This is a genomic window from Actinoplanes subtropicus, assembly GCF_000721705.1.
In the GTDB taxonomy this organism is placed as follows: Bacteria; Actinomycetota; Actinomycetes; order Mycobacteriales; family Micromonosporaceae; genus Actinoplanes; species Actinoplanes subtropicus.
Window position 1 is genome coordinate 1 of sequence record NZ_JOJL01000008.1, and the last position, 14,011, is coordinate 14,011.

9 protein-coding genes are annotated in these 14,011 nt (G+C 71.3%); 6 read left to right on the forward strand and 3 right to left on the reverse strand.

Features of this window, described 5'->3' with window-relative positions; translation table 11 throughout:
- The first annotated feature begins 754 nt into the window (after positions 1-754).
- Together IH26_RS53485 and IH26_RS0112810 are read left to right on the forward strand one after the other, a co-directional pair.
- Complete coding sequence (locus tag IH26_RS53485; RefSeq protein ID WP_245665148.1) at positions 755-1,378, forward strand: carboxylesterase family protein; 624 nt, start codon at positions 755-757, stop codon at positions 1,376-1,378.
- Complete coding sequence (locus IH26_RS0112810; protein ID WP_051808048.1) at positions 1,315-1,647, forward strand: MmcQ/YjbR family DNA-binding protein; 333 nt, start codon at positions 1,315-1,317, stop codon at positions 1,645-1,647. Before IH26_RS53485 ends, IH26_RS0112810 begins: the two co-directional genes overlap by 64 nt.
- A 136-nt stretch (positions 1,648-1,783) precedes the next feature.
- Here the strand turns inward: IH26_RS0112810 and IH26_RS0112815 are convergent, their stop codons facing one another.
- On the reverse strand, positions 1,784-5,116 hold the full coding sequence (locus IH26_RS0112815) for a TIR domain-containing protein (protein ID WP_030436392.1): 3,333 nt from the start codon (positions 5,114-5,116) through the stop codon (positions 1,784-1,786).
- A gap of 110 nt (positions 5,117-5,226) precedes the next feature.
- Positions 5,227-7,419, reverse strand: coding sequence for an MMPL family transporter (locus tag IH26_RS0112820; protein ID WP_030436393.1), 2,193 nt, complete (start codon positions 7,417-7,419; stop codon positions 5,227-5,229).
- Between the two features lie 92 nt (positions 7,420-7,511).
- On the opposite strand from IH26_RS0112820, the gene IH26_RS0112825 reads away from it, so the two are divergent.
- The gene (locus IH26_RS0112825) at positions 7,512-8,120 is read left to right on the forward strand and encodes a TetR/AcrR family transcriptional regulator (protein ID WP_051808050.1); all 609 of its coding nucleotides are present in this window, start codon (positions 7,512-7,514) and stop codon (positions 8,118-8,120) included.
- Here IH26_RS0112825 and IH26_RS0112830 read toward each other — a convergent pair.
- Positions 8,117-9,613: a hypothetical protein gene (locus IH26_RS0112830; protein ID WP_030436395.1), complete on the reverse strand. Its 1,497-nt coding sequence runs from the start codon at positions 9,611-9,613 to the stop codon at positions 8,117-8,119. The two genes, IH26_RS0112825 and IH26_RS0112830, sit on opposite strands and share 4 nt — an antisense overlap.
- Positions 9,614-9,710: 97 nt before the next feature.
- Here IH26_RS0112830 and IH26_RS0112835 point away from each other — a divergent pair, with 97 nt between their 5' ends.
- The 3 genes from IH26_RS0112835 to IH26_RS0112845 are packed head-to-tail and all read left to right on the forward strand — an operon-like array spanning position 9,711 to position 13,961.
- On the forward strand, positions 9,711-12,449 hold the full coding sequence (locus IH26_RS0112835; RefSeq protein ID WP_157437172.1) for a helix-turn-helix transcriptional regulator: 2,739 nt from the start codon (positions 9,711-9,713) through the stop codon (positions 12,447-12,449).
- Positions 12,450-12,507: 58 nt separating this feature from the next.
- Positions 12,508-13,707 (forward strand): cytochrome P450, encoded by a 1,200-nt coding sequence (locus IH26_RS0112840; RefSeq protein ID WP_030436397.1) that lies wholly within the window; start codon positions 12,508-12,510, stop codon positions 13,705-13,707.
- Between the two features lie 8 nt (positions 13,708-13,715).
- Positions 13,716-13,961 carry a ferredoxin gene (locus IH26_RS0112845; RefSeq protein ID WP_030436398.1) on the forward strand — a complete coding sequence of 82 codons (246 nt, stop codon included), beginning with the start codon at positions 13,716-13,718 and terminating at the stop codon, positions 13,959-13,961.
- The last annotated feature ends 50 nt before the right edge of the window (positions 13,962-14,011 follow it).

Consider the following 14,011-nt stretch of genomic DNA (forward strand, 5'->3'; position numbering starts at 1 on the left):
CGAAACAGGTCACCAACCCATACCAACCGGTCAGCGGCTACCGCAACGGGCAGACATCGACATGCATCACGAAGGTCACTCAGCGAAAAACGCACCCCCGGTGGATTCACCGCTGGCGGTCTGCACGGATGTGACAGTCTCTTTCATGGGAGGTCCCACAAGAAGCCGGCGGCTGAGCCGCCTCTCGGCGCGCGGAACGTCCGCGGGGATCACCGAGGACCATGCGACAAAGATGCGGCCTACCAGTAGCACGCCCTCGACAGGTCCAGCCGGATCATGCAGGACCGCTCTGATCACGGGCTCGTCCGTTATCGGTTCGCATCTTGCTGCCGACCGCGCGACAACGCCACGGTAGAGCCTGCGATCGGTTCCGGCCGGCGACAATCACGTCGCCCCTTCAGAAGTGTCACCTGGTGACCATCAAGTGACCGATGCCCACAGGTTGTTTCGCCGGATCCCCGGCAATGATTTCGGTGCGAGCAAGCCGGCCGTCGGCTTACCACGCGGCAGACCCGGACCGCGCCGGAAGGACACGTCATGACCGCCACCGCACCCACGGCCCCGACTGCACCAGGGGTGCGGTCCTGGTGGGGAATCCCGTTCGCCACCGCTGAGCGATACCGCCGCCCCGTGGTCGCGGATTTCGATCCGAACCTTCCCTATGACCGCAAGAGGGTCGTCTCTGTCCAGCCCGACAGCGGCGACTGGCTCGAAGCCGACAGCGGGATGGGTGAGGACTGCCTGAATCTGAAACGTGTGGGCTCCCGAGCAGCCGGCCGCCAACCCGCTTCCGGTGGCCGTGTACATCCACGGCGGCGGCTTCGAGTACGGCGCGAACACGCAGATCACCTCGAACGCCGCCGGTCTCGCCGCGTCGGGGCGCGTGGTGAGCGTGTCGGTCAACTACCGGCTCGGGGCGCTGGGCGCGGTGTCGCTGTCGCAGTACGGCGGTCGGCTCGCCGAGGCCAGCAACCTCTGTCTGCAGGACGTCATCGCCGCGCTGACCTGGCTCCAGCGCAACATCGCCCACTTCGGCGGCGACCCGGGCAACGTCACGGTCTATGGCCACAGCGGCGGCGCCTACGCCACCTTCGGACTGCTCGGCGCGGCCTCCGGCAACGGCCTGTACCGGCGGCTGGCCGGCTTCTCCGCCGGGCCCTCGCGTCTCCAGCCGGCCTGGTGGGCCGAGGAACTCGCGCACCGGTTCGTCACCGAGCTCGGCGTCGGGGACAACCCGGAGAAGCTGCTCGACCTTGACCCGGCCGCCCTGGTGGGCGCGCCGCCGACTGCGCGCAGGCACTCCGCGGAGCCCAGTTGGAGCACCCCTTCGGCCCCGACTGGGAGGTCTTCAAGGTACGCGGCAAGGTGTTCATGCTGATGACCGAAGTCCCGGGGCGACCCGTCGTGATCCTCAAAGCGGACCCTGGCGAGGCTCACGCCCTGCAAGAGCAGTACAGCTACATCACACCCGGCTACCACATGAACAAGAAGCACTGGATCACCCTGGAGAGCGGAGAAGGCCTCGACGAGGAACTCGTCAGGGAACTCGTCACCGACTCCTACCGGCTCGTCGTCGCCCACCTGCCCAAGGCCGAGCAGCCCGTCGACCCGCACACCTCCAGCACCGGCACATGGGCGGCCCGGTGACCGCGGCCGGTGCCTCCAGGAAACCACCCTCATCGCGAACCTCGCCGAACAAGACCCGCTCCGGCAACGCCTTACCTGGACCTACCCCGGACATCCGGAGCCCACCGGCCGCTTGTCACTCCATGGGGAGTTGTCGTCAGCAGGTGGGCTGGTAGGGCAGTTCGGGCAGGTACTGGCTCCACTCGTCGGCGTTGAGGCCGCGACCGCTGATCGCGCAGGCGCGCCGGACCGGGTCGGCGGCGAGTTCGGGCGGAATGGTGGCGTCCCAGAGTGTGATGTTGTTGCTCGGCGGGCCGAAGGTGCCGCCGGCGGCGAGGATACGCCCGTCCGGGCTGAACGCCGCGTTGAAGCTTTGCAGGTCGGGGCTCTTGATGGTCGCGTACCGGATCGGGCTGGTGGGGTCGGCGATGTCCCACAGCATCATGGCATCGTCCAGGCTGGAGCTGGCCAATGTGCGGCCGTCGGGGCTGAAAGCCACCCACACCACCGAGATGGTGTGACCGATCAGCGTGGCGATCTGGCCGGGCTGGGACGGGTCGGCGACATCCCACAGCATGATCGTCGCGTTGTCGAGGCCGGCCGCCAGCGTACGCCCATCCGGGCTGAAGGCGAGCGAGCCGATGGTGTAGACGAAGTCCTGGAGCCGGATCGAGGTGAGCTGCTCCGGAGCGGAAGGGACGGCCAGGCTCCACAGCTTCACGTAATACCGCACGCCGACGGCCATGGTCCGCCCGTCGGGGGTGAAGGCGATGGCCGACACGCCCGTGCCGAGGCTGAGGTCGGCGAGCCGGGCGGGCTGCCGCCGGTCGGTCAGATCCCACAGGGTCGCCTTGCCGTCGCTGCGGCCGACGGCAAGGGTGCGGCTGTCCGGGCTGAATGTCAGCGCATCGACGGTGCCTCCACTGTCCTTGATCGTGGTCAGCGGAATCGGTGCGGCCGGATCGGTCAGGTCGAGCAGGGTGACTGTCTTGTCGGTGCCGACCACGGCCAGCGTCCGGCTGTCGGGGCTGAGGGTCATCCCGTCGATCGTGCCGCCGTAGAGCGGCAGCGGAGCACCGCGGACCGGGCGCGCCGGGTCGGTCAGGTCCCACGGCACGGCGGAGCCCTGCCTGCCCGCGGCGATCAGCGAGCGGCTGTCCCGTCCGAACGTCAGGCCCACGATCCGTCCGGGGAACGGCCCGGGCAGTACCGCGATCGGGTCCCGGGCGTACGGGCCTTTGACGCTCCACAGCGTCGCTGTCCGATGGGCGCCGGCGGTGGTCAGCGTCCGCCCATCGTGGCTGAACCCCAGCGACCGGATCGGGCCGCCGGGAGTGTTCAGGGTGGCCAGCAGGGTCGACATCAAGGGCACCGCGCCGCCGTCGACACTCCACAGCGAGGTTGTCCCGGCGGTGTCGGCAAGCGCCAGGGTGAGCCCGTCCGGGCTGAACGCCATCGCGCCCAGGTGCGCGTCCCCGATCGCCGCGAGCTGTGAGAATCCCTCCTGCGGCTGGGCCGGGTCGGTCAGGTCCCACAGCCAGACGTAGTCGCTGGCGCCTTCGACGGCGACGATCGGCAGCTTCGGGTTGAACTCGATGGCGGCGTCGGCGATCGCGTCGCCGAACGGCGACGCGAGCTTGGCGCCCGGCACCGGGATCCTCGGGTCGGCGAGATTCCAGACGGTGACCTCCGCACCGCTGGTCACTGCGGTCCGCCCGTCGGGACTGAATTTCAGCGGGTACGCGCCCGGGAGCGTAGCCAGCGCAACGGGCGCGGCACCGGAGATGTCCCAGAGAATCGTGTTCTTGGCCGCGTTGCTCGTCGCGACGGTCCGGCCGTCCGGGCTGACCGCCACGGACACGATCCCGGCGGCGTCGGTCAGAGTGGCGAGTCGTGCCGGGTGCGCCGGGTCTGCCACCTTCCACAGCACCGCCTCGGACCGGCCGTCGAAGACCGCGAGCGTACGCCCGTCCGGGGCGGCCGCCAGCATGGTGTCCGCGGTAGCGCCGGCGGCGATCGTGGCCAGCTTGGCCGGTTTCGCCGGGTTCGCCGCGTCCCACAGCGACACCGTCGCGCCGGAGTCGACGGTGGCGATCGTCTGCCCGGTCACCGGCACGACGTTGGTCACCTCGCCCAGCGCGCCGGCGTAGTGCGTCGACATGACCAGATGGCTGAGCTGCTCACCGGTCTGCGCGTCGGGGTTCAGGCGCTGGGCGGTCAAGCCCAGCATGAGAGCCTTCCTCGGGTCGTCCTCGACCATCGTGCGAGCCCGGCGCATCAGCCGATGGCTGATCTCGATGCGCTGCTGCAACGCCGCGGCCTCCCGCTGGCGACGGGCCTCCTCCGCTGCCTCCTGGGCCAGCTTCTCCTGCCGCTTACGCTCGGCATCCGCTTGACGTGCCGCCTCGCGATACTCCTCGGCGAGCGCCTTCTGCTCCTTGGCCCGCGCCGCGGCCTGGTCCGCGAGCGTCTGCTGACGGCTGGCCTCGGCCTTCTGCCGCTCGGCGTCGGCCTTCTGGCGCTTCGCGTCCTCGCCGGCGCCCTTGGCCAGTTGTTCTTGCCGTTCGGCGTTCGCCTTCTGCCGCTGAGCGCTCGCCTGGTAGCGGTCGGCGGCGGCCTGCTGCCGCTTCGCCTCCGCGGCGGCCTCGTCGGCCAGTGCCCGCTGGTCACTGGCGAGCCGCGTCTGCCGGGCGGTCTCGGTCTTCGCCGCGCTCGCCCGGTCCTCCTGCACCTCGGCGTTTTGCTGCTGACGCTGCGACTCCTGTATCGCGCGTTCGGCGGTGTCGTGCTGCTGCGACGCCAACTGCTGCTGCGCGTGGGCCTCGGCCGCCGCGGCGTTGGCCCGGTCGGCGTTGCGCACCGCGACGACCCCGGTCAGCGAGGCCGCCAGGGTCATCAGCGCCAGCATCGTCGTCGCCGCGGTCCACAGCCGTCGCGCCCGCCGGTGCTGCCGGACGTCCTCACCCTCCAGATCGTCCTTGCTCATCCCGTGCATCGGCGCCGCGAGTTGCGCGATGGCGTCCCGGAACCGGACGTGTTGCAGGCTCAGGTGCAGATCGTCGCGAGCCCACCGCAGGTCCAGGAACAGCGGCTCCTCGGTGAACACCCCACGGAGGGCAGCCGGAACAGCGGTGGAGTCGGCGGTGAAGTTCTGAGCGTCGGCGTCCCACTGCCACTCGCCGTCGGTGACCACCGGCAGGATGAGGTCGGGAGACTTCGTCGCCAGCCAGTGCTCGATCTCACGGTTCACCCAGTGCGAGTTCGCCGCCTCCGGGGAGGCCAGCAGCACGAAGTAGTTCGAGCCGTCCAGCGCCTCCCGGATGGACGTCCACAGTTTGGGCGTCACCGCGAGCCCGGTCTGATCCCGGAAGATCCACAGCGCCCGCCGCCGGTGCCATGGCCTCGCCAAGCGGTGCAGCCCACGCTGGACGGCCGGTGCCAGCCGCCCGTCGGCGGCGTGACTGTAGGAGATAAAACCATCGAATGGCATGACATTCCCGCGGTCGAGGTGATCGGCGGGAACCGATTCTCCATGCCATCGGCCCGACGCGCTGACCCGGTCTCGGCCTTGGACAGGCCGAGACCGGGGAAATTGCCGGTTCAGGCGCCGATCGGTGCCGGCTCCGGGGCCGGCTCGTCGCGTACGTCCTCATCGGCCGGCTCGACCGACAGGTGCGGAAGACGGCGGTCCAGCCAGCCGGGCAGCCACCAATTGGCCCGGCCGAACAGGTGCATCAGGGCCGGCACCAAAACCGTACGCAGCACGAAAGCATCCAGGAAGACGGCCGCGGACAGGCCGATGCCGAACTCCGCGATGACCCGCTGGCCGCCGAACACGAAGGCCAGGAAGACGCAGATCATGATGGTCGCGGCGGCCGTGATGACCCGGCCGGTGGCGGCTTGGCCGACGGTGACCGCGCGCCGGTTGTCGCGGGTGTGCACCCACTCCTCGTGCATCCGGCTGACCAGGAAGACCTGGTAGTCCATGGAGAGTCCGAACAGGATGGCCAGCATCATCACCGGCAGGAACGCCTCGACCGGCCCGGCCTTGCCCAGGCCTAGGGCGTCGCTGCCCCAGCCCCACTGGAAGAACGCGACCACCACGCCGAACGAGGCGCCGGCGGCGAGCAGGTTCATCACCGCGGCGGTGAGCGGGACGACCAGCGAGCGGAACGCGACCAGCAGCAGGAGGAAGCCCAGGCCCACGATCACGCCGATGAACAGCGGCAGCTTCCCGCTGATGACGTCGGCGAAGTCGTCGAAGATGGCGGTCTGCCCGCCGACGTACACCTTCAGGGTGTGGCCTTGCTCGGCCGCGGGAATGATGTCGTGGCGGAGCGTTTTGATCAGGTCGCTGGTCTTGGCGTCCTGCGGGGCGGTGGTCGGCACCACCTGGACGATGCCGACGGTGCCGCCAGGCTTGACCGGTACCGCGAACGCGGAGGCGACGCCGGGGGTGTGCGCCACCGTGCCGGCGAGTTGGGTGAGCGCCGTCGCGTCGTCCGGCGAGCCGATCGTGGCGACCAGTTGCAGCGGGCCGTTGAAGCCCGGGCCGAATCCCTCCGCCAGCAGGTCGTACGCCTTGCGGGTGGTGGTGCCGGCCGGGTCGTTGCCCTGGTCGGAATTGCCGAGCCGGAGCGAGAACACGGGAATGGCCAGGACCGCGATCACCGCGAGGGCCAGCGGGGCGAGCAGCATGCGGCGGCGCTGCACGAGTTGCGCCCAGCGGTACCAGAACCCGCGGGCGTACACGTCCTCGGGTCCTTCGTCCGCCAGCCGGCGGCGTTCCCGCCGGCTGAGCACCCGCGGGCCGAGGATGCCGAGCAGCGCGGGCAGCAGCGTGCTGGCCGCGATGACGCTGAACACCACCATGACGGCGGCCGCGATGCCGACGCCGTTGAGGAAGGACAGGTTGAGCACGAGCATGCCGAGCATGGCGACGCAGACCGTGGCGCCGGCGAAGAGGACCGCCCGGCCGGACGTGTTGAGCGCGCGGACCGTGGACTCCTCGGGAGTCAGCCCGGCCTTCAGCCCGCTGCGGTGCCGGGTGACCACGAACAGCGCGTAGTCGATGCCGACGCCGAGGCCGATCAGCGCCGCGATGGTCGGTGCGATGTCGGCGATGGTCAGCGCGTGGCTGAGCAGGCCGATGCTCATCACCGCCGCGATCAGCGAGAGGATCGCGGTGACGATCGGCAGCAGCATGGCCAGGACCGAGCCGAACGCGATCAGCAGGATGATCGCGGCGCCCACGATGCCGATGAACTCGGACGCGGAGGTGGAGACCCCGTTCGACGCCTGGATGGCCTGGCCGCCCAATTCCACCTGGAGATTCGCCTGGCGTACGCCCTGGGCCAGGCTGATCACGTGCTTGACGTCGGTCGGCGGCACCTCGTTGCCGATGCCGGTGAAGGTCACCGTTGCGTACGCCGTCCGGCCGTCCCGGCTCACCTGCGCCGCGCCCTGCTGGCTGTAGGGGCTGGTCACGCCGGCCACCGAGGCCGCGTGCGAGACCTGGTCGAGCATCGCGGTGACCGGCTGCTGGACGGCCGGGTCGCGGACCGAGCCGCTCGACACGTGCCAGACGATCGTGTCGGAGTCGCCGGCCTGCTGCGGAAACGCGGTCTTCAGCAGGTCGAGCGCGCGGGTCGACTCGGTTCCCGGCAAGGCGAAGCTGTTGTTGTACGCGGTACCGACGGCTTGGTTGGCCACCCCTAGTCCGACCAGTGCCGCCACCCAGAACAGGACGACGATGTACCTGTGCCGAAAGCACCAGCGAGCGATCGCGGCCATCGGCTTCCCCCTAATTAATCGGACGGTCGGTATGTTCGACGGGACGATATCGTTCAGTACCTGACAGCAAGCTGAGACCGGGAGGTGGCGTCGTGGCGCGCACGGTGGGCAGCCTGGCGGAGGACACCCGGCAGCGCATCCTGGACGCGGCGCTCGAGCTGATGATCGAGCGCGGCTACGCGGCGACCTCGGTGCGCGACATCGCCGAGCAGGTCCGGATGACCAAGGGATCGCTCTACTATCACTTCGCGTCGAAGGACGACCTGCTGTTCGCCCTGCTGACGCCGCTGGTCGCCGCGATGGACGAGTTCGTCGGGCAGGCCCGCACCGCCGACCGGATCACCGGCGACCTGCTCCGCCGGCTCGTCGACATCTTCGATGAGCACGCGCCGCTGCTGCGCGCGCTGATGGGCGACCCCTCGGTGATCCGCGGAATGATGCTGCGGCACCGCCTCCCGGAACGCCTCGGCACGCTGCTCCGCGTGCTCGGCGGCGGCGACGACGAGGCGGCCGGGTTGCGGGCGCGCTGCGTTCTCGGCGTGATCCACTCGGGCGTCCTGGCGCCGAGCGACCCGACCCGCAAGATGGGACCGGCCGCGGACGGGACGTGCGCCCCGCATCCGCAGCCACGGCTCACCGAGGCGGAGAAGGCGTACGTCACCGCCGCGGCCTGCGCCGTGCTCGCGGTGCCGACCTGTTAGGCCCGGTTCAGGTACACCACGGCGGGGCCGTGCGGGAACGGCGACGAGAACTCGACCGTGCCCGCCGACTCGACCCGCAGCACGTCGCTCGCGGTGGTTTCACGGGTGGTGACGTCGAACCATTCGACCTGGTACGAGCCGGCTGCCAGGTCCACGGTGAAGGCGCCGCCGTCCGGCTGCAGCACGAGGTACTCCGTGCCGGGGTTGGCCAGGGCGTACCCGGTGGAGGCGACCTCGCGCCGCGGCCGCATGTCGATCAGGCCGATGCGCTCGGCGTACCGGCGGGTGTCGCCCATCGCCCACCGCGCGGGCTCGTAGTGGGCGAACGGCGGTACACCGGTCTCGGCGGGCGACTCGGCGGTCGGCTCGAGGCCGGCGATCAGGCCGAAGTCCATGAGGATGGGATGGTGGCCGCGCAGGAACGACTTCCACGCCCAGAGCGCGTCCCCCTGCCCCGGCGCGTAGTGGTCGGTATCGCTGATGATCACCTTGGCGCCGTCGGCGACCGGCGGATCGGCGTACCAGCGCGACGGCGGGGAGCCGGGCGCCATCGGATGGGCGCCGCCCGCGAAGATCTCATCGTCGTAGCCCGGCGAGATCCATTCGGCACGGCTGCCCAGCAGCGGCTCGTTCACCCTGGTCTGCTCCGCCACCGGGAACTGCATGGTCATGCCGATCGGGTGCGGGTCGTACCCCTGCGCCGCCTCGTGCCGCTTGACCGTGTCGATGACCCAGTACTGCCAACCGGTCGAGTCGCCCCACGACGGTGCCTTGTCCATGCCCAGGAACGCGGCGAACTCGTCCGTCACCGTACCGTCGCCGGAGGACTCGTTGGCCACCTCCCACAGCACGTTGGGCAGGTCATGCAGCGTGTCGACAATCTTCCGGACGTACGCCCGCTGGATGGTTTCGACACGCGGGTCGAGCGGCAGGACCTGTAGGTCGTCGATCGAGGTCGCCGAGATGCCGTTGACGTTGTTGCCGGCGTGGAAGGGGTGGCCCTCGATGTGGTCCGGCGGCGGGCTCAGGTGCAGTGCCCAGCCGTCGAACAGCATGACGCCGACGTAGATGCCCGCCTCCCCGGCCGCGGTGACCCGGTCGCGGAGCCGCTGGAAGAAGGCGTCGTCGAGCCGCTCCAGGTCGAACCGGGGCTGGCCGTCCTTCGCGGTGCCCGGCCCGGTGCGAGTCCAGGGTTGGGGCGTCATGTTGAGGTGGTAGTTGCCGCCGGCCGCCTGGGAGCGGACCTGCTCCCAGCGCCAGAGCCGGATAAAGTTGTGTCCCCGTTCGGTAAGGAACCGCAGGTAGGCGTCGTAGTCCAGCACCTCCGGCTCGGCCGGGCCGTCGCGGCCGGGACCCATGCCGTCGTGCAGGTTGTTCCAGATGTGCGACCCGGTCAGGTAGACGGCGCGGCCGGCGCCGGGCCCGGAAGCCGGGGTGAAATAGCGGGGGTTTCGGGTGGAGACGGCGAGCGGTCCGTCCTGCATGATCGTCATGCCCCGAAGCCTCCTCGTCCCGGGGGCGCGGATCATCTGCCAGATGGCCGATGCCGTCGCCGGGGCTGGCCGATGGGCGACCTGGCATGGTGAGTCCATGCCGAACAACCTCGTGGCGCCGTTGACGTCGTTCGTCGGGCGCTCCGCGGAAATCGGCGCCGCGGCCGGGCTGCTGGCCCGCCACCGGCTGGTGACGCTGACCGGGCCCGGCGGCGCCGGCAAGACGAGGCTGGCGGTGCAGGTCGCCGCCGGTCAGTACGACCGGTACCCGGACGGCGTCTGGTGGATCGACCTCGCCACCGTGACCGACCGTACGGCGGTGGCGGAGACGATCGCCGAGGCCGTCGGTGCCCCGGTCGTCGGTGGGCGCGTTCATGCACTGCGTACGCATCTGGCCACCTGGCGGTCGCTGCTGTGCCTCGACAACGCCGAACACCTGCTCGACGGGGTGGCTGGCACCGTGGAGGCCGTGCTGCAGGCCTGCCCGCAGATCACCGTCCTGGTCACCAGCCGCGAGCCGCTCGGCGTACCGGGTGAAGTGGTCTTGGGGGTTCCGCCCCTGTCCGACGACGATGCCGTGTCGCTGTTCGTCGATCGCGCGCGCCTCGTGCAGCCCTCGTTCGCGCTCGACGAGTCCAACGAGGCGGCCGTCCGCTCGATCGCGGCGCACCTGGACGGGATACCGCTGGCGCTGGAACTCGCCGCGGCGTGGGTGCGAACCCTCACGCCCGGGCAGGTGGAGGCGGCCCTGGACGACCGGTTCGCGCTGCTCGTCCGCGGCCCGCGTGGCGCGCGGCGGCGGCAGCGCACCCTCCTCGGGTCGATCGAGTGGAGTCACACGCTGCTGGACGAGACCGACCGCATCGTGCTTCGCCGGCTCGCGGTTTTCGCCGGGACGTTCGGACTCGCCGCGGCGCGGGCGCTGTGCGCCGACGGGACGGTGAACGCCGCCGAGGTCCTACCGGCGCTCGGCCGGCTGGTGGACAAGTCGCTGGTGGTGGCCGACGTCCGGGCCGACGAGTCGCGCTACCGGCTGCTGGAGACGATCCGGGCCTTCGCCGCGGCCCGCCTGGTGGCGGCGGGGGAGGACACCGCCCTGCGCGAGCGGCACCTCGCCTGGTTCCTCCGGTACGTCGAGGACGCGGAAACGGACCGGGAGCGCGACGCCGACGGGTGGCGGCGGGCGTTGGTGCTCGAATACGACAACCTGCGCGCGGCGCTGGACTGGGCTCTCGCGGCCGAGGACCCGCGGGGCGGCCGGCGCCTGGCGGCGGCCTTGGCCTGGCTGTGGCACCTCGACCGGCGCGGCCGGGAGGGACTCGGCCTCCTGCGGCGGGCGATCGACCGCGCGCCGGACGAACGCTCCCGGCTCCAGGCGCGCCTGATGACCGGCCTCGCCCTCGTCGCCGACACGGCCGGACCGCTCGACGTGGAGCGGGACGCCGCGGCGCGAGCGGTCGAGCTGGCCACCGAAGCCGGCGACGACAAACTCCGCGCGCTGTCCCTGAACCTGCTGGCGGTCGGCTCCTTCTACACCGATTTCGACGAGGCCTGGCAGCTCTGCGAGCAGGCCCATGCCGCGGCGCACGCGGGCGGCAACACCTTCGTGCTCGGCGGCGCCCGGGCGCTGCAGGCGATGATCCTGCACCTGCGCGACCGGCACGCCGAGGCCGAGGCCGTGATCGACGAGACCGTCCGGCAATGCCTGCGACACCACCGCGGGGTGCTGTCCACATTGCTGACCTACCAGGCCGACGGCGCCCTGGCCGGCGGCGACCCGGCCCGTGCGCTGAGCCTGGCCGCGGAGGCGCTGCGGGTCGCCGAACCCCTCGGCGACCATCTGCGGGTCGGGATGGCCCGCTCGGTGCTCGCCCAGATCAGGGCGCTGACCGGCGATCCGGCCGGCGCGACCGCGGCGATCGAGCCGGTGCTGCGCCTGATCGAGGGCGCCCAGGACGAGGTCTTCGTACCCGGTCTCGACCACGCCCTGGCGGTGCTGGCGATGCGCCGGGACGACCCGGCGGCCGCCACCGACGCGCTGCGGCGCGCCGCCCACTCCACCGACCGAGGCGCCCCGACCTGGCTCGCCGGTCGGGCCCTGCCCCGGCTCGGCGCGGCCCTCACCGCCGCCGGCCGTCCCGACGAGGCGGTGGCGGTGCTCGACCGGGCGGTCGAAGTCGCTCGGCGCCTGCGCATGCCCGGTCCGCTGGCGGAGGCGTACGCCGCCCAGGCCGAACTCGCCGCCGCCGACCCGGACGGTCTCACCCGGGCCGTCGAACTGCACCACGCGGCACTGGCCGTCCGCGTCGACAATGGACTGCGTGCCGCCCAGTTCGACAGCCTCGAAGCGCTCGCTCGCGTCGGTGCGGCCATCCAGCCGGCCCCCGACGACGTACGCATCCTGTACGCGGCCGACGCGGCCCGGATGAGCACCGGCCTCCCGCGCGGCGCCGACCGGCAGCGGGCCTACGACGGCACCGCCGCCGACCTGCGTCGAGCGCTCGGGGCGACCGCGTTCGACCGGGCGGCGACCGAGGGCGCGCGACTCACCCTCGACCAGGGCGTCGAATACGCACGCCGGGCCCGCGGGCGGCGCGGCCGCCCGGCCACCGGCTGGTCCAGCCTCACGCCGACCGAACTCGAAGTCGTCCGCCTCGTCGCCGAGGGCCTCACCAACCCGCAGATCGGCGATCGCCTCCTGATGAGCCGCGGCACGGTGAAGACCCACCTCTCGCACATCTTCACCAAACTCGACATCGCCACCCGCGCCCAGCTCGCCGCCGCCGCGATCAACGCGGGGATCGCGGACCGTGGCGACGTTCGGCCGATTCCGTGACGACGCCTCGGCGGGCAAGGATTGCAGGTGCTCGATGCCTGGACTCGAGGAGACCGTCATGGCAGACCCCACCACGGTGCGGTCCTATCCGTTCGGCCCCATCCACGCACTGGAGATCGATCCGACGTACTTCTGGCTGCAGGACCATGAGCCGCTCGCCCGGGTGAAACTGCCCTACGGCGAGGAGGGCTGGCTGCTGACCCGCTACGACGACGTACGCACCGCGCTGGGTGACCCGCGGTTCAGCCTGGCCCAGGCCACGGTGCGCGACGTGCCCCGGCTGACCCCGCAGCGGTACGGCGGCATCCTCACCGACCAGGACCCGCCCGACCACACCCGGCTGCGCCGGCTGGTCGCCAAGGCGTTCACCGCCCGCCGGGTCGAGCAGCTGCGGGACCGGGCCGAGCGGATCACGGACGAGTTGCTCGACGAGATGGTCAAGGGCGGTCAGCCGGCGGATCTGGCGCAGGCGCTGGCGGTGCCGCTGCCCGGGCTGATGGTCTGCGAGCTGATCGGGGTGCCCTATGCCGACCGCGACCAGTTCCGGGACTGGGTGGGCGCGTGGATGTCGGTCACCGCGCTGAGCCCCGAGCAGCGCGGCGACTACATCGGCCGGCTCGCCGGGTACGTGGCCACCCTCGCGGAGCAGCGACGCCAGACACCCACCGACGACCTGCTCGGCGCGCTCGTGACCGCCCAGGAGGAGGACGACCGGCTGACCGCCGAGGAGGTCGTCCAGTTGACGCTGGTCATTCTCGCCGCCGGGTACGAGTCCACGGCCAGCCAGATCGTCAACTTCACGTACGCCCTGCTGACCCACCCCGACCAGCTCGCCCTGCTGCGATCCCGGCCCGACCTGATGCCCGGGGCCGTCGAGGAGCTGATGCGCTGGGTGCCGCTGCTCGCGGCCGCCGACGTGCTGCCGCGGTACGCCCTGGTCGACGTCGAGCTGTCCGGCGGCACGGTGCCGGCCGGCGAGCCGGTCCTGCTGGCCAAGCACGCCGCCAACCGCGACCCGCGGAGGTACGAGGACCCGGACCGCCTCGACCTCACCCGGGACGCCCAGGGCGAGCTCGGGTTCGGGCACGGCGCGCACCACTGCCTCGGCGCGCCGCTGGCCCGGCTGGACATCCAGACCGCCCTGACCGCGCTGCTGGCGCGCTTCCCCGAGCTGCGCCTCGCCGTCCCGGAAGACCGGATCAAATGGAAGAGCGGCATGGCCGTACGGGGTCCGGTCGCTCTCCCGGTCGCGTGGTGACCGGGCCGATGAGCGAGCACTGGAGGATCGCCGTCGACCGGGAAGCCTGCCTCGGATCCGGTGTCTGCGCGGCCACCGCGCCCGGCCATTTCCGGCTCGACGACGGCAGGTCCCGACCCGTCGAGGACGACGTCGAAGCCGACGACATCGTCCTCGACGTCGCCGACATGTGCCCGGCCGAAGCGATCACCGTCCATGACGCCGCCGGCAACCGTCTCGCCCCCGACTCGGATATCGGCCCTAGAACGGCATAAAAGGTAGGCCGGCGCTCAGTAGGCTGCCGAATCCGCCGATCTGAGCAGTT